The following is a 16,383-nucleotide window of genomic DNA, read 5'->3' on the forward strand; positions in this document are numbered from 1 at the left end:
TTTAATCAAAATTATTATATATTATTGTTTACTATATGTACATATTAATTTTGAATGTTACAATGTTGATAAGAAATATTTTGATATTTAATTGTTTTTTCAAGATTTAAAGAAATATTTATTATGTAATTTTACTAACTTAGAATATGTTAATCAAATATAAAGTTTAGTATTTGATTTGTTTATTTATTGATAAAATTATTATAAAGGAGAGTAATTATTATGTCAAAGGTAAAAGTTACTGAGACTATTTTAAGGGACGCACACCAATCTTTAATTGCTACTAGGCTGAAAACAGAAGAAATGATACCAGTATTAGAAAAACTTGACAGTATAGGTTATCATTCGCTTGAAATGTGGGGTGGGGCTACATTTGACGCATGTTTAAGATTTTTAAATGAAGATCCTTGGGAACGACTTAGAACAATAAGAAAAATCGTTAAAAATACTAAGCTTCAGATGCTTCTCAGAGGACAAAATATTTTAGGCTATAAACATTATGCTGATGATGTAGTAATTGAATTTGTAAAAAAATCTGTTGCTAATGGAATAGATATAATAAGAATATTTGATGCATTAAATGACCCAAGAAATATAAGAACTGCATTAGAGGCTACAAAAAAAGAAGGAGCTCATGCTCAAGCTGCAATTTCTTACACTACTAGTCCGGTTCATACTACAGAGGTATATGTAAAGCTTGCTAAAGAGATGGAAAATATGGGCGCTGATTCTATATGTATAAAAGATATGGCTGGGTTATTAACTCCATATTCTGCCTATGACTTAGTTAGTGCGATAAAAAAAGAAGTTAAGATACCAATACAACTTCATTCACATACGACTAGTGGTCTTGCAAGCATGACTTATTTAAAGGCAATTGAGGCAGGTGTAGATATCATAGATACAGCTATATCACCTTTTGCTTTAGGAACTTCACAGCCACCAACAGAATCTATGGTTGCCACATTACAAGGAACTGAATACGATACAGGATTAGATATTGAAAAACTAAATGAAATAGCAGAGTATTTTAGACCTATTAGACAAAAGTACTTAGAGAATGGTCAATTAAATCCTAAAGTTTTAAGTGTTAATATAAAAACATTATTATATCAAGTACCAGGAGGTATGCTTTCTAATCTTGTTTCACAATTAACAATGCAAAATGCTCTTGACAAACTTGAAGATGTGCTTAAAGAAGTACCAAGAGTTAGAGAAGATATGGGTTATCCTCCATTGGTAACACCTACAAGCCAAATGGTTGGTACACAGGCTGTATTTAATGTAATAACTGGTGAGAGATATAAGATGGTTCCTAAAGAGATAAAAGCTTATGTAAAAGGTATGTATGGAAAACCTACAGTTCCAATTAAAAAGGAAATCATAGAAAAAATAATTGGAAATGAAGATATAATTACTTGTAGACCTGCAGATATTATTAAGCCTCAGCTCAAGTCAATAAAAGAAGAAATAAAAGAATACATTGAACAAGATGAAGATGTATTATCTTATGCACTATTTCCTCAAGTAGCATTAAATTTCTTTAAATACCGTCAAGCACAAAAATACAAAATAGATAGTGAATTAGTAGATAAGGAACAAAATACTTATCCAGTTTAAAACGAAAAAGGCGAAATTTAGCTATATTTCCTAAATTTCGCCTTTTTAAATAAATGATAATAACTATTTTTCAATACCTAAAAATTAAATATTAAATTTGTTAATTTATAATACATTTAATATTATATTGACAAAGTATATAGTGTATACTATAATTGAACATATGAACAAATGCTCATATGTTTTAAGGAGGTATAAAATGAATAATAGAGATGATGCACAATTTTGTTCTATTAGTAATGTTCATGAAGATGTTGTTTCAAATATAAAAAAAATCATGATAGAAGAAGAATTAGCTTATGAGCTAGGTGCGTTTTTTAAAGTTTTTGGGGATGAAACTAGAGTTAAGATATTGTATGCTCTTTCGAAAGCTGAAATGTGCGTATGTGATATAGCTGATTTACTTAATATGACACAATCAGCTATTTCTCATCAATTAAGAGTTTTGAGGAATGCGAGATTAGTAAAATATAGAAGAGAAGGTAAAGAAGTTTATTATTCATTAGATGATGAACATGTAGAAAGCATATTTGCTCAAGGGTTAGAACATTTAGTCCATAATAAAAAATAGTCAAAAGAAGGAGGGCAATAATGAAAAAAGAAATATATTTAGAAGGATTAGGTTGTGCTTCTTGTGCTCAAAAAATAGAAAAAAGAGTTAAGGAGTTAGAAGGAGTGGAAAATGCAAGCCTTAATTTTTCTGCAGGTATATTAAGCGTTGAAGCAGATAAAAAGATTATGGAAGATGTTATTAATAAGATTGTTAAAATAGTTAAAAGTATAGAGCCAAAAACTAATGTTATATTAAAAGAAGACAATAGTCATAACAGTGCTAACAATAAAACTGTTGATTATAAAAAAATAATTACATTATTTATAGGTGTATTATTATTTGCTATAGGTGCTGTATTTGAGAAAAATAGTTTTAGTAAAATAGTTTTTTTCATAAGTTATATAATTATAGCGAAGGGAATATTGTATACTTCTTTTAGAAATATTTTAAAAGGTGAGGTGTTTGATGAGAATTTTCTCATGAGTATAGCGACTATTACAGCTTTTATATTAGGATCTTATGAAGAAGCTATAATGGTTGGATTATTATATCAAGTAGGTGAGTATCTACAGGATAGAGCAGTGGATTCATCAAGAAAAAATATAAAAAAGCTAATGGATATAAGACCAGACTATGCGAATTTAAAAATTAATGAAGATATAAGAAAAGTTAATCCATCAGATGTTAAAATAGGAGATATTATTGTTGTGAAAGCAGGAGAGAAAATTCCATTGGACGGAGAGATAATTAGCGGTAATTCTACTATTGATACTTCTGCAATTACTGGTGAATTTATTCCTCAAGATGTTTCAGAGGGAGATAAGGTTGTTAGTGGGTGTGTAAATATGGAAGGCTTATTAAATATTAAGGTAACTAAAGGTTATAAGGAATCAACAGCTTCTAAAATTTTAGATTTAGTTCAGAATGCAGCTAATAAAAAGGCAAAAACTGAAAAATTTATAACTAAATTTGCTAGGTATTATACTCCTATAGTGGTTTTTCTAGCTTTGATTATTGCAGTTATACCACCTCTTATTATTAAAGATGCAGTTTTTTCTGTATGGTTATATAGAGCAGCTACATTTTTAGTTGTTTCTTGCCCATGTGCTTTAATAATATCTATCCCCCTAGGATATTTTGCTGGAATTGGGTCTTGTTCGAAAGAAGGAATATTAGTCAAAGGCTCTAATTATTTAGAGGAATTAAATAAAATTAATTCAATTATATTTGATAAAACAGGTACACTTACAAATGGTAATTTGAAATTATCAACTATTAAGGCAAAAAACTCTTTTACTAAAGATGAGTTATTAAAGTATTCAGCTTTGGCAGAGAGCTTTTCAAATCATCCTATTTCAAAATCTATAGTTGCAGCATATAAAGGAATTATTGATAACAGTCAGATTAATGATTACAAAGAACATCCGGGACAAGGAATTACTGTGACAATTAAAGACAAGCATATATGTGTTGGGAACAGTAAACTAATGAAAAAAATAGGAATAGATTATGAGAAACTTGATACCGATGGTACTGTCGTGCATGTTGCTATAGGTAACACATATGCAGGATATATAATAATAAAAGATGAGATAAAAAAAGATTCTAGTTTTACTATAAAACAGCTTAAAAATAAATGGATAAATAAAGTTATTATGCTTACTGGAGATAGAAGATTAAATGCTTTAAATATTAGTAAAAATTTAAATATGGATGAGGTGTATTACGAATTAATGCCTCATGAAAAATTGAATAAAATTGAAGAAATAATTGAAAGTAGTAATGGAGGAGTAGCATTTGTTGGTGATGGTATAAATGATGCACCAGCATTGGCACGAGCTGATATTGGGATTGCAATGGGAGGTATAGGATCTGATGCTGCAATTGAAGCAGCAGATATAGTTATAATGGATGATAAACCTTCGAAGATTGTAGATGCATTTAAAATAGCTGAGAGAACGAGAAAAATAGTTTTAGAAAATATAGTTTTAGCTTTAGGAATTAAATTAATTGTATTATTGTTAGCTGCTATAGGATATGCGTCTATGTGGTTGGCAGTATTTGCAGATGTTGGAGTTGCATTATTGGCAGTCTTAAATTCTATTAGAATACTGAAATACAATAAATAATTAATATAACACTAGATCTAAGGAAATTGCACAATTATTTTAAGACTAAAATTATGCAATTTCCTTATTTTAATAAAATGAAACAATTAATAGCAGGAAAATTATTAATATTATAGAATTATTTGTAGTAGGGATGAGGAAAATGGAAATATAATGTGGTAATAAAAAAGGAGGAATTAATAAATGTTAAAATTAAGTACAATAGGGAATGAACATAAAAAGAATAAAAGTGAGTATAAAGTGTGATTTGTATGATTAGAAAGCAATTTATTATTGTAAAAAAAAGAGGGATGATATATGGATAAAATTTATCTTAATATATTATCTTCTTCGCTGGAATATATCATTTTGAATATTAAAGATAAAAATGTTTTAATTTCGGAAAAACTTGCAGAAACAATAGGTTATGATGGTGAAGAATATATAAAATATAAATATTTTTATAAAAAGTATGTCTATCCTGGTGACATCGATAAGGCAAAAATAAAATTAGATAAAATTAACAGTTTTATAGTACTTGAATCGCCAGTTAAATATAGGTTAAGAATTTCTAATGGTAAATACGAATGGTTTCAGTCTGAAAGAACTATTATTAAAGATGATTATAATAATCCACTTAAAATAGTTGAAATCTATCAAAACATTAATAATACAGTTAATTATTATATGGAACGGGAAAAAGCAAAAACAGATTTAATGAATTATATTTGTCATGAATTCAAAACACCTCTTAATATTATCTTAGGAGTTATACAATTGATAGAGTTAAGAGATAAAAATAGTAAAGAAACCGGTTTTGATTATATATCTAAAAATAAATTACATAAATATATAAAATACATGAAGCAAAATACATATAGGTTAATAAGATTAATTAATAATATGTTGGATTTATCTAAAATTAACAATAATTATTTATTACTAGATTTAGAAAATGAGAATATTGTTAAAATAGTAGAGGACATAGTTTTATCGGTTAGTGAAGTGACAAAGGATAAAAATTTAAAACTAATTTTTAATTCTGAAATCGAGGAAAAGTTTATTGCTTGTGATAAAGACAAAATCGAAAAAGTCATTTTAAATCTATTATCTAATGCTATAAAGTATACCGATCCAGGAGGTTATATTAAAATTAATATATGGGAAGAAGAAGGTAAGGTTTATATATTAGTTGAAGATAGTGGCATAGGCATACCTTATGATGCACAAAAAAGTATCTTTGATATATATAAACAAGTAAATTTTAGAAATAAGAGAGAAAAGCAGGGAAGTGGGATAGGATTATCATTAGTAAAATCTATTTTAGAGCTTCACGGCGGTAAAATATGGGTTGAAAGCGAAGTTAATAAGGGAAGTAAATTTTATATAGAACTTCCAGATAAAACTATTGACAATAAATATATTAAAGAAAAAATAGAGGAAAATTATAATGAAATGGTTGAAAAGATTCATATTGAATTTTCTGATATATATTCAAATTGATATAAAAAATTCAATTGCTAAAATATAAATAATATAAAAAAGTTTAACTTCCTTACTTAGAGTATAATTTTAGTAGGCAAAAACAACAAAAATGAAAAAGATGCCCGAAAGCACCTTTAACATATATGAATCATCCAATATAATAGTAATTAATAAGAAAACTATAAAAGGGATGATTACATGTATAATATAAGTTTAGATGAAAAAGAAATTAATTTCAAGAACTTAGAGAAAATTATATATAAGCTTGTATGCCGACAGGCATGTGAAATGCTCGTAGAGCTATTAGAAAAATTAGATAATAAATTAATGAAAGAAAGAGATAAAGAAGAATATAGAAATAAAGGATTAAAGAAAACTACCATAAAAACAATAATGGGCGAAATTGAATATAAACGTAGAATATATCAATATACTACACAAGAGGGTAAAAGAGGTTACAAATGCCTTTTAGATGAATACTTAAAAATGGAAACCATAGGACATATATCTACAAATCTAGTAGAAAAAATAGTAGATCTAGCAACAGATGAATCATATAGAAAAACAGCAAATAAAATAACAGAAATGACAAACCAAAGTATAAGTCATTCAGCAGCTTGGAACATAATACAAAACTTAGGAGAACAACTAAAACAAAAAGAAAAACACGAAATAAAATTAAACAACGAAGAAAAATTACAAGGCAAAAAAGAAACAAAAATATTGTTTGAAGAAATGGATGGAGTGTGGATAAATATCCAAGGTAAAGATAAAAAGACTAAGGGAAAAGAGAAAAAAGAACTAAAATTAGGAATTTTTTATGAAGGCTGGGAGAAGAAGCATGAGAAAAAAGATAGATATGTACTAAAGAACAAAAAAGCATATGCAAGCTTTGGAAGTAGTAAAGAATTTAGAAAACTAAGACAAGCCAAAATAGCGAAACAATATAATACTGACGAAATAGAAACAAAAATAGTAAATGGAGATGGAGCAAACTGGATAAAAGAAGTTATAAAAGAAGACAATTCACACTTTCAATTAGATCCATTTCATAGAAATCAAGCAGTACTTAAGAACATAGAAGATAAGAAAAAGGCAAAAGAAATAATAAAGAAACTAAGCAATGGTAACATAGAAGAAGGATTAGAAATGATAACAAAACTAATGATAGAAAACAATGATAATCAAAAGAAAATGAAGAAATTACAGGCACTATATAATTACCTAGTAAACAACAAAGAAGGGATAGTGCTCTACAAACTTCGCCCAGACATAAATATGCCGCAACCACCAGAAGGAATTAAATATAGAAATCTAGGAACAATGGAACATAGCATATGTGATATATTAGCACAAAGGATGAAAGGGAATAAAACAAGTTGGTCAATACAAGGAGCCAGTAACTTAGCCAAGATACTAGCAGAAAAAGCAAGCAAAGAATTAGCAACAACAATAAAATCACTACTGAACAAAGAAATAAAAGAAGAAAAGCTTGAAGAAATAATAGAAAAAGTAGGATTAACAGCAGCAGAAGTAAATAAAAAGCCAAAGAAAAGCAAGATATACAAACACAAAAGAGCAAGCATGCCATTTAGTCAATGTTCAGTAACTAACGGAAGAAAAGCCATAAAGGACATGTTAGGTTGCAAATGTGCAAGTCAAATGAACCTAAGTTTTTAATATCTAATATATTATATAACTTAAAAGAATAAGCTAACATACGATACCTATGCTCTAATATAAGCCTAAAAAAATACAACATAATAGAGCATTAATACTGATGAATAAATAGAATTAGACCTAAAAATAGGGCTCTCAGACTTATTGTTATTCTATAATCATAAGTCTAGTATTATAGAATAACAATTTTGAAATCATTGTAAAGTATATGTAAATTTATTTTTAAAATTGTAGAAAGTATAAATAGAATACTCTTGCCCTATCGGGCATAAAAACATAATTAAAACAGCAAAATTGGATGATTAAATTTAAAAATAATAATTTTGCCAACTTTTACTTGACAGTATCACTTCCTTATAATACTGTTTACTTAATTTATAAAAAGAGTTACAATGAAGTAAAAGTTAATTCAAATATCATTGTAGAGTAATAATTTAAGCAATGCAATAAATTGCCAAAATAAAGCATATAAGGGAGGAATATATTGTGAATGAAATACAATTAGCACACAATCTGATAGATTTTATAGATAATAGCCCTAGTTCCTTTCATGTAGTAGATAATATAAAGCTAATTTTAAAGAAAAATGGGTTTACTGAACTCTCTTTAAAGGAAAGATGGAAAATAGAAAAAGGGAGAAAATATTTTGTTACTAAAAATGATTCTGCACTTATTGCTTTTGCAGTTGGAATAGGCGAGATAGAGAAATATGGTTTTAAATTAATCGGAGCTCATACTGATTCACCAACTTTTAGAATAAAGCCAAGCCCTGAAATTACTGTAGAAGGTAATTATTTAAAATTAAATACTGAGGTTTATGGAGGTCCTATAATAAATACATGGCTCGATAGACCTCTATCTTTGGCAGGAAGAGTAACTCTAAAATCTGATAATATAATGCAGCCAAAGATAAGATTAGTAAATATAAAAAAACCTGTGCTGATTATACCAAATTTAGCAATACATATGAACAGAAAAATAAATGAAGGGGTTGAACTAAATAAACAAAAAGATATACTTCCTATAATGTCATTGATCAATGATGAATTTGAAAAGGAAAATTATTTAGTAAAGAAGTTAGCAAAAGAATTGGATGTGGATTATAAAGATATTATTGATTTCGATTTGTTTTTATATGAATATGGAAAAGGGAGTATTATTGGTGCTAATGACGAATTTATTTCTTGTGGTAAATTAGATGATCTTGCTATGGTTCATGCTGGCATAACTGCATTGATTAATTCTAAAGAGTCTAATAGTACAAATGTTATGGTTTGCTTTGACAACGAAGAAGTAGGCAGTAGAACAAAGCAAGGTGCAGGTTCTCCTATGCTTAGAACTATTTTAGAGCGAATAGCTATATCATTAGACAAAGACAAGGAAGACTTTTATAGAGCAATATATAATTCATTTATAATATCAGCAGATATGGCACATGCATTGCATCCTAATTATACTGAGAAGCATGACCCAGTAAATAGACCTATAATTAATAAAGGTCCAGTTATTAAAATAAATGCTAACCAAGCATATACAACAGATGCTGATTCTAATGCTGTTTACGAAATGATATGTAAAAAAGCAGGAGTACCTGTACAAAAATTTGTTAACAGATCTGATGAAAGGGGTGGGTCAACAATAGGTCCAATTTCTTGGGGGCATTTAGATATAAGGTCTGTTGACATAGGTAATCCTATGTTAAGCATGCATTCTATAAGGGAACTTGGTGGAGTTCTTGATCATTATTATGTTACAAAATCATTTGAAGAATTTTATAATCTTTAATTCAAAAATGCGGCGTTACGCCGCATTTTAATATTTCCCTACATATTTCCATCCTATTTTGATACCTGGATCACCAGGTTCCCATCCTGCTGGAGCTCCTAAACCAGTTTTTTCTGTAAATTGCAGGCCAGCGATAATCCTCAGAATTTCATCTATGTTTCTTCCTACTGATTGGGGATTAGTAATCCAACCTCTTATTCTCCCTTCAGGGTCAATAATAAATGCAGCCCTATATGCAAAGCCTTCGTCTTCATTTAATATTCCATAAGATTTTGATATTTTTTGTGTTCTATCAGAGAGAAGAGGATAGTTGATTTTTTTACCTGAAGGGGAAGTTTCAGTAAAAATTTTATGAGAATAAATACTATCTGTACTTATAGCTAATACCTCGGTATTTAATTCTTGGAATTCATGATATTTGTCAGCAACTGCTGCTAATTCTGTTGGTCAAACAAAAGTAAAATCTGAACCATAAAAGAATAACACTACCCATTTTCCTATATAGTCAGAAAGAGAAACTTTTGTCTTTTGGCAATTTACTATTGCATCTGCTGTAAAATCAGGAGCTGAATCACCAAGGTCAAAATAATCACAGTATTTTTCTTCTATAATACACGACGGGTCTTCTTTGTTATTTTGATAATTTTCATGTTTCATATTATTATAACAATAATATCCCCAATATGGATATCTCATTATCAAAACCTCCTTTAAGTCATCTAATATATTTTATTCTTAGTATTCAGCAGAGTTACCTTTGAAAACATAAATTTATTTTGATTGAAAGGTTAGAAATATATAATGTATAATAAAATTGCTGTTAAAATTATATTGATACACAAATAACCTGTAAAAAGGAGAAATGATATAAAATGACTTATAAACTTATTGCTATTGATTTAGATGGTACACTACTTAATGATAGAAAAGAAATATCAGATTATACAAAAGAAATATTACAAAAAATCAATAGTGTTGGAGTAGAAATAGTTATTGCTACTGGTAGGAGATATTGGGCAGCCAAGAATTTTGTCAAAGGATTGAACATAGATCTTACGATATTAGCTAATAATGGAAATATAGTTAGAAAAATAAGTGATGACAGTGTTTTGATTGCAAAATATATGGATCAAAAAGATTTTTCTATACTTTTAGAAGAAGGAAGAAAAAGAAATCTAAGCCCTATATTGCATGTAGATGATTATGAAAGAGAAGTAGACATGATAATTGAGTTAGAAAGAGATGATGAAAGATATTTTTCGTATATGTCTAAAGTTGAATCAAGATATAAAAAGGTTGATAGATTAGAATCATATGTAGATGGTAAAATATTAGCAGTTGTATATTTTGGAGGAATTGAGGATATGGAGAATTTTAGAAGATATATTAATACTAATTATCCTTCTAAATACAATTCTCATATTATTACAAACTTATCTATTTCTGCTTCCCTTTTAGAAATAATGAATCCTTTGGGTTCTAAATGGATTTCACTTAAGGAATACGCACATAGTAAAGGGATAAAGCCAGATGAAATAATAGCAATAGGTGATGATAATAATGACATTGAAATGATTGAAAAATCTGGATATGGAATAGCAATGTTAAATAGTACAATAAACGTTAAAAAAGTTGCTGATGAAGTAACAAGGAAGAATAACAATGAAGATGGAGTTGCTGATATATTAAAGAAAATATTTAAATTATAACTAATCTTGAATTCCTCCAAATTACTTGCATAAATAGATGGAATTGTTAATATATTTTACTATCAAATAATTTGGAGGGAAGGAAAAGTGAAAATAATAACTGGAATTGCTTCAATATTGATAATTTTAGGGGCATTAAATTGGGGACTTATTGGGCTTTTTAACATTAACTTAGTTTCTTCAATATGTGGCGGTAAAGATAGTAAATGTACAAAAGTAGTTTATACTATAATTGGACTTGCTGGAATTTATGCTATTTTATATTCAATTATTTAATTTTTGTATAGATATATAATTAAGTACTTTATTTTGAGTTTTCAATAATAATATTATCCTAAATTAGACTTAAACACATATTTTTATTATTTCTATATAAAAATAAAAAGGTAATATTTTGCTATACTCCCCTAAAAATAGACATATGAAAAATCTATATCTTAGGGGAGATTTTTATTTTTACTTAACTTATAGGTTACTATTCTTATGTTTTCCTATAATGAAAAAACAATGAATGTTATTGATTAGTTTAAAGGATTATGTAGTATATTTAGTAATTAATTATAAAAAATAGAAATAATTATACCTATTAATGTACATTATGCACATTAATAGGTATAATTTTATATTCATTTATACAAAGGAAAAGCTCATAAAATGAAGAATTTAAAGGAAATATATAATAAATATTTATTAACCATAAAAAAATTAGATGCTAATCTTTTTAATATTTATATTATTTTAATAATATTAGGAGGAAGAAAAATGATTTTAAAGCAAATAATAGAAATTTTCGATCTTTTAGATAAACCAAATGCAAATGGGCATGAAATATCTGAATACTTTAAAAAAAGAGGGAATTGTGAAATAACTGTAAACACTGTTAAAGGGCAAAAAGGAAGTACTGATTTTATCAGGATATTGATAAAAGGTAAAAATGGTAAGAGTAATAAAGGAAATGCCCCTACACTTGGAATAATTGGAAGATTAGGAGGCTTGGGTGCGCGCCCTGAGAAAAATGGATTTGTTTCAGATGGTGACGGAGCATTAGCTGCATTGGCTGCAGGCTTAAAACTTGTTGAAATGAATAATAATGGAGATTTACTTGAAGGAGATGTAATTGTTGCAACTCATATTTGCCCAAATGCACCAACACAGGAGCATTTTCCTGTTTATTTTATGGATTCACCAGTTGATATGGAAACTATGAATAATCTTGAAGTTTCAGAGGAAATGGATGCAGTAATATCTATAGATACGACTAAAGGGAATGAAATTATGAATTATAATGGATTTTCCATATCACCAACTGTTAAAGAAGGTTATATTTTAAAGGTTAGCCACGATTTAACAAATATTATGAAAAGAGTAACTGGAAAACTTCCAAAGGTATTCCCAATTTCCCAACAGGATATTACTCCTTACGGAAATGGATTATATCATTTAAATAGTATACTTCAACCTGCTACTGCTACATCAGCTCCTGTTGTTGGAGTTGCAATAACTACAGAAGTATCAGTTGCTGGTTGTGCTACTGGGGCAACTCATTCAGAAGATGTTGAAGCAGCAGGAAGATTTGCTATTGAGGTTGCAAAAGATTTTGGGGAAGGTAAGTGTAGTTTTTATGACAAAGAAGAATTTGAGGTATTATTAAAACTTTATGGTGATAATAAAAGATTTCAAACAAAAGGTAAATAGCTAAAAATTAAATTTTAACTTGTTATTGAAGGGGAATTTATTAAAAATAAGGAGGGAAATATATAATGAAATATAAAATGAAATATAAAATATTAACACTATTTTTGATTGTTGTTATGTTATTTTCTCTTATATTAACGGGATGTGGTGACAAAGACCAAAATCAAGAGGATAATACAGTTAGCAACAATCAAGAAGAAAATACTTCTAATCAAAGTGACTCAAATAACTCAAAAGATGGAGGAATGCTTACAGTTGCTTTAGCTGCAGTTCCAAAAACAATAGATCCAGTAAAATATACTGGTATTTATGAAGGAAATGTTATTCACAGTATTTGTGATAATTTAGTTTATTACAATAAATTTTTAAATGAAATTATACCAGGACTAGCAACTGAATGGGAAATATCAGATGATTTGAAGGAATATAGATTTACACTTAGAGACGATGTTTATTTTCAAAAAGGTAAATACCAAGATGGTAGAAAAATGACTGCAGAAGATGTTAAATATAGTCTAGAGAGATCTGCAAAAGATTCGATACTGTCAAGTAAAAGTTGGCAAAATTATTATTTTTAAATTTAATCATCCAATTTTGCTGTTTTAATTATGTTTTTATGCCCGATAGGGCAAGAGTATTCTATTTATACTTTCTACAATTTTAAAAATAAATTTACATATACTTTACAATGATTTCAAAATTGTTATTCTATAATACTAGACTTATGATTATAGAATAACAATAAGTCTGAGAGCCCTATTTTTAGGTCTAATTCTATTTATTCATCAGTATTAATGCTCTATTATGTTGTATTTTTTTAGGCTTATATTAGAGCATAGGTATCGTATGTTAGCTTATTCTTTTAAGTTATATAATATATTAGATATTAAAAACTTAGGTTCATTTGACTTGCACATTTGCAACCTAACATGTCCTTTATGGCTTTTCTTCCGTTAGTTACTGAACATTGACTAAATGGCATGCTTGCTCTTTTGTGTTTGTATATCTTGCTTTTCTTTGGCTTTTTATTTACTTCTGCTGCTGTTAATCCTACTTTTTCTATTATTTCTTCAAGCTTTTCTTCTTTTATTTCTTTGTTCAGTAGTGATTTTATTGTTGTTGCTAATTCTTTGCTTGCTTTTTCTGCTAGTATCTTGGCTAAGTTACTGGCTCCTTGTATTGACCAACTTGTTTTATTCCCTTTCATCCTTTGTGCTAATATATCACATATGCTATGTTCCATTGTTCCTAGATTTCTATATTTAATTCCTTCTGGTGGTTGCGGCATATTTATGTCTGGGCGAAGTTTGTAGAGCACTATCCCTTCTTTGTTGTTTACTAGGTAATTATATAGTGCCTGTAATTTCTTCATTTTCTTTTGATTATCATTGTTTTCTATCATTAGTTTTGTTATCATTTCTAATCCTTCTTCTATGTTACCATTGCTTAGTTTCTTTATTATTTCTTTTGCCTTTTTCTTATCTTCTATGTTCTTAAGTACTGCTTGATTTCTATGAAATGGATCTAATTGAAAGTGTGAATTGTCTTCTTTTATAACTTCTTTTATCCAGTTTGCTCCATCTCCATTTACTATTTTTGTTTCTATTTCGTCAGTATTATATTGTTTCGCTATTTTGGCTTGTCTTAGTTTTCTAAATTCTTTACTACTTCCAAAGCTTGCATATGCTTTTTTGTTCTTTAGTACATATCTATCTTTTTTCTCATGCTTCTTCTCCCAGCCTTCATAAAAAATTCCTAATTTTAGTTCTTTTTTCTCTTTTCCCTTAGTCTTTTTATCTTTACCTTGGATATTTATCCACACTCCATCCATTTCTTCAAACAATATTTTTGTTTCTTTTTTGCCTTGTAATTTTTCTTCGTTGTTTAATTTTATTTCGTGTTTTTCTTTTTGTTTTAGTTGTTCTCCTAAGTTTTGTATTATGTTCCAAGCTGCTGAATGACTTATACTTTGGTTTGTCATTTCTGTTATTTTATTTGCTGTTTTTCTATATGATTCATCTGTTGCTAGATCTACTATTTTTTCTACTAGATTTGTAGATATATGTCCTATGGTTTCCATTTTTAAGTATTCATCTAAAAGGCATTTGTAACCTCTTTTACCCTCTTGTGTAGTATATTGATATATTCTACGTTTATATTCAATTTCGCCCATTATTGTTTTTATGGTAGTTTTCTTTAATCCTTTATTTCTATATTCTTCTTTATCTCTTTCTTTCATTAATTTATTATCTAATTTTTCTAATAGCTCTACGAGCATTTCACATGCCTGTCGGCATACAAGCTTATATATAATTTTCTCTAAGTTCTTGAAATTAATTTCTTTTTCATCTAAACTTATATTATACATGTAATCATCCCTTTTATAGTTTTCTTATTAATTACTATTATATTGGATGATTCATATATGTTAAAGGTGCTTTCGGGCATCTTTTTCATTTTTGTTGTTTTTGCCTACTAAAATTATACTCTAAGAAAGATTCTGTAATGAAAAGGCTAAGAATGCTTGATTATGTTGAAGTTGTTTCTGATACAGAGATAATAGCTCATCTAAAAGAGCCTAGTGCTACATTTTTAACAGTATTAACTGACCCAGGTAATGTAATAGTACCTAAAGAAGAAGTAGAAGGATGGGGAGATGATTTTGGTAGACATTTAGTTGGAACTGGACCATTTGCTTTAAAGGAATGGAGAAAAGGAGATAGTATAATCCTCGAAAGATCAGATAATTATTGGGGTGAAAGACCACATCTTGATGGAGTTACATTTAAATTTATTAGTGATGTAAATATGATGACAAATGCATTAAGAACTGGTGAGATAGATGTTGCTACTGATTTAAGAGGTGAAAGCATTGAAGTAGTAAAGAATGATGATAATTTAGTGCTAAGCGAAAAACCTGCATTAAAGGTAATTTATATGTCAATGGATTTAGATAATGGGCCTACTAAAGATAAAAGGGTCAGAGAAGCAATTATTTCAGCAATAGATGTTGATGCAATGGTTAAAGCACTTTATCCTTATGGGGAGGCTCAAAGGGCATATTTAGCATTACCACCAGGGTCATGGGGTTATGATGAATCTTTAGAAGAATTAGTTCCGAAGTATGACCCTGAAAGAGCGAAGGAATTAATGAAGGAAGCAGGATATGAAGATGGGTTTGAAACAGATATTTATGTTTCTGGTAGTGACAAGGAAGCAGTAATTATTCAAAGTTATTTAAAACAAAACTTGAATATTGATGTAAATATTCATTTGCTTGAATGGGGAACATTCAGTGATATAGTTTCTAAAGGTGAAGCACCATTATATAAGATGTCTTGGACATGGTACCCAGATCCAGATTTCTTCTTGTACCAAATGTTCCATAGTGATCAAATTGGATCTCTAGGAAATGGACAAGGTTATAGCAATCCTGAAGTCGATGAATTGCTTAATAAGGCTGTATCGGAAACTGCAAATATTGAAAAAAGAGCTGAGATTTACAAAAAAGCTTTAAAAATTATTACTGAAAATTATGGAAGATTAAATTTTGCTAATGGAAAAATTGTTGATGGTTATAATAAAAAAGTTCATGGATTTGAACGTGGCGCAGATGGAAGTATTTTTATAACTAACCCAGAAGTTAATGTTTGGCTGTCTGAATAATATTTGCTATTAATTTCCCCTTCAATAAATATAAAATTAAAAACCCTATAAATTTATAGGGTTTTTAATAATATTAACTTAA

At 28.3% G+C, this 16,383-nt stretch carries 13 protein-coding genes; 11 read left to right on the forward strand and 2 right to left on the reverse strand.

The annotated features are described in order from the left end of the window. Positions 1 to 222: 222 nt before the first annotated feature. From ACZ41D_RS06090 to ACZ41D_RS06115, 6 genes are all read left to right on the forward strand, one after another. Positions 223 to 1,620, forward strand: coding sequence for an oxaloacetate decarboxylase subunit alpha (locus tag ACZ41D_RS06090; protein ID WP_464153015.1), 1,398 nt, complete (start codon positions 223 to 225; stop codon positions 1,618 to 1,620). A gap of 199 nt (positions 1,621 to 1,819) precedes the next feature. Continuing rightward, positions 1,820 to 2,191: an ArsR/SmtB family transcription factor gene (locus tag ACZ41D_RS06095; protein WP_464153016.1), complete on the forward strand. Its 372-nt coding sequence runs from the start codon at positions 1,820 to 1,822 to the stop codon at positions 2,189 to 2,191. Between the two features lie 20 nt (positions 2,192 to 2,211). Beyond that, positions 2,212 to 4,302 (forward strand): heavy metal translocating P-type ATPase, encoded by a 2,091-nt coding sequence (locus ACZ41D_RS06100; protein WP_464153017.1) that lies wholly within the window; start codon positions 2,212 to 2,214, stop codon positions 4,300 to 4,302. Positions 4,303 to 4,599: 297 nt separating this feature from the next. Continuing rightward, positions 4,600 to 5,784, forward strand: a complete 1,185-nt coding sequence (locus ACZ41D_RS06105; RefSeq protein WP_464153018.1) for a sensor histidine kinase — start codon at positions 4,600 to 4,602, stop codon at positions 5,782 to 5,784. Between the two features lie 180 nt (positions 5,785 to 5,964). Next, on the forward strand, positions 5,965 to 7,446 hold the full coding sequence (locus tag ACZ41D_RS06110; protein ID WP_464150702.1) for an ISLre2 family transposase: 1,482 nt from the start codon (positions 5,965 to 5,967) through the stop codon (positions 7,444 to 7,446). A gap of 495 nt (positions 7,447 to 7,941) precedes the next feature. Next, a complete protein-coding gene (locus ACZ41D_RS06115) occupies positions 7,942 to 9,231 on the forward strand; it encodes a M18 family aminopeptidase (protein ID WP_464153121.1) in 1,290 nt (429 codons plus the stop codon). A gap of 27 nt (positions 9,232 to 9,258) precedes the next feature. Here ACZ41D_RS06115 and ACZ41D_RS06120 read toward each other — a convergent pair whose 3' ends face one another. Then, positions 9,259 to 9,927: a peroxiredoxin gene (locus ACZ41D_RS06120; protein WP_464153019.1), complete on the reverse strand. Its 669-nt coding sequence runs from the start codon at positions 9,925 to 9,927 to the stop codon at positions 9,259 to 9,261. A 176-nt stretch (positions 9,928 to 10,103) separates the two neighbouring features. Between ACZ41D_RS06120 and ACZ41D_RS06125 the strand changes: the two genes are divergently transcribed. The 4 genes from ACZ41D_RS06125 (at position 10,104) to ACZ41D_RS06140 (ending at position 13,213) form a co-directional block, all read left to right on the forward strand. Further along, positions 10,104 to 10,940: an HAD family hydrolase gene (locus tag ACZ41D_RS06125; protein ID WP_464153020.1), complete on the forward strand. Its 837-nt coding sequence runs from the start codon at positions 10,104 to 10,106 to the stop codon at positions 10,938 to 10,940. A gap of 87 nt (positions 10,941 to 11,027) precedes the next feature. After that, a complete protein-coding gene (locus ACZ41D_RS06130) occupies positions 11,028 to 11,216 on the forward strand; it encodes a DUF378 domain-containing protein (RefSeq protein WP_464153021.1) in 189 nt (62 codons plus the stop codon). Between the two features lie 378 nt (positions 11,217 to 11,594). Further along, a complete protein-coding gene (locus tag ACZ41D_RS06135) occupies positions 11,595 to 12,635 on the forward strand; it encodes a DUF1177 domain-containing protein (RefSeq protein WP_464153022.1) in 1,041 nt (346 codons plus the stop codon). A gap of 65 nt (positions 12,636 to 12,700) precedes the next feature. Beyond that, complete coding sequence (locus ACZ41D_RS06140; RefSeq protein WP_464153023.1) at positions 12,701 to 13,213, forward strand: ABC transporter substrate-binding protein; 513 nt, start codon at positions 12,701 to 12,703, stop codon at positions 13,211 to 13,213. Positions 13,214 to 13,521: 308 nt separating this feature from the next. Here the strand turns inward: ACZ41D_RS06140 and ACZ41D_RS06145 are convergent, their stop codons facing one another. Beyond that, complete coding sequence (locus ACZ41D_RS06145; protein WP_464150702.1) at positions 13,522 to 15,003, reverse strand: ISLre2 family transposase; 1,482 nt, start codon at positions 15,001 to 15,003, stop codon at positions 13,522 to 13,524. Between the two features lie 137 nt (positions 15,004 to 15,140). On the opposite strand from ACZ41D_RS06145, the gene ACZ41D_RS06150 reads away from it, so the two are divergent. After that, positions 15,141 to 16,301 carry an ABC transporter substrate-binding protein gene (locus tag ACZ41D_RS06150; protein ID WP_464153024.1) on the forward strand — a complete coding sequence of 387 codons (1,161 nt, stop codon included), beginning with the start codon at positions 15,141 to 15,143 and terminating at the stop codon, positions 16,299 to 16,301. Positions 16,302 to 16,383: the final 82 nt, after the last annotated feature.

The sequence above is a fragment of the Brassicibacter thermophilus genome, assembly GCF_055378355.1.

Excerpts from the sequence above, each read along its gene's own strand:
- ACZ41D_RS06100 (WP_464153017.1), top strand. The coding sequence starts at position 2,212 with ATGAAAAAAGAAATATATTTAGAAGGATTAGGTTGTGCTTCTTGTGCT.
- ACZ41D_RS06095 (WP_464153016.1), top strand. The coding sequence starts at position 1,820 with ATGAATAATAGAGATGATGCACAATTTTGTTCTATTAGTAATGTTCAT.
- ACZ41D_RS06105 (WP_464153018.1), top strand. The coding sequence starts at position 4,600 with ATGGATAAAATTTATCTTAATATATTATCTTCTTCGCTGGAATATATC.
- ACZ41D_RS06090 (WP_464153015.1), top strand. The coding sequence starts at position 223 with ATGTCAAAGGTAAAAGTTACTGAGACTATTTTAAGGGACGCACACCAA.
- ACZ41D_RS06110 (WP_464150702.1), top strand. The coding sequence starts at position 5,965 with ATGTATAATATAAGTTTAGATGAAAAAGAAATTAATTTCAAGAACTTA.
- ACZ41D_RS06140 (WP_464153023.1), top strand. The coding sequence starts at position 12,701 with ATGAAATATAAAATGAAATATAAAATATTAACACTATTTTTGATTGTT.
- ACZ41D_RS06135 (WP_464153022.1), top strand. The coding sequence starts at position 11,595 with ATGAAGAATTTAAAGGAAATATATAATAAATATTTATTAACCATAAAA.
- ACZ41D_RS06150 (WP_464153024.1), top strand. The coding sequence starts at position 15,141 with ATGAAAAGGCTAAGAATGCTTGATTATGTTGAAGTTGTTTCTGATACA.
- ACZ41D_RS06125 (WP_464153020.1), top strand. The coding sequence starts at position 10,104 with ATGACTTATAAACTTATTGCTATTGATTTAGATGGTACACTACTTAAT.
- ACZ41D_RS06145 (WP_464150702.1), bottom strand. The coding sequence starts at position 15,003 with ATGTATAATATAAGTTTAGATGAAAAAGAAATTAATTTCAAGAACTTA.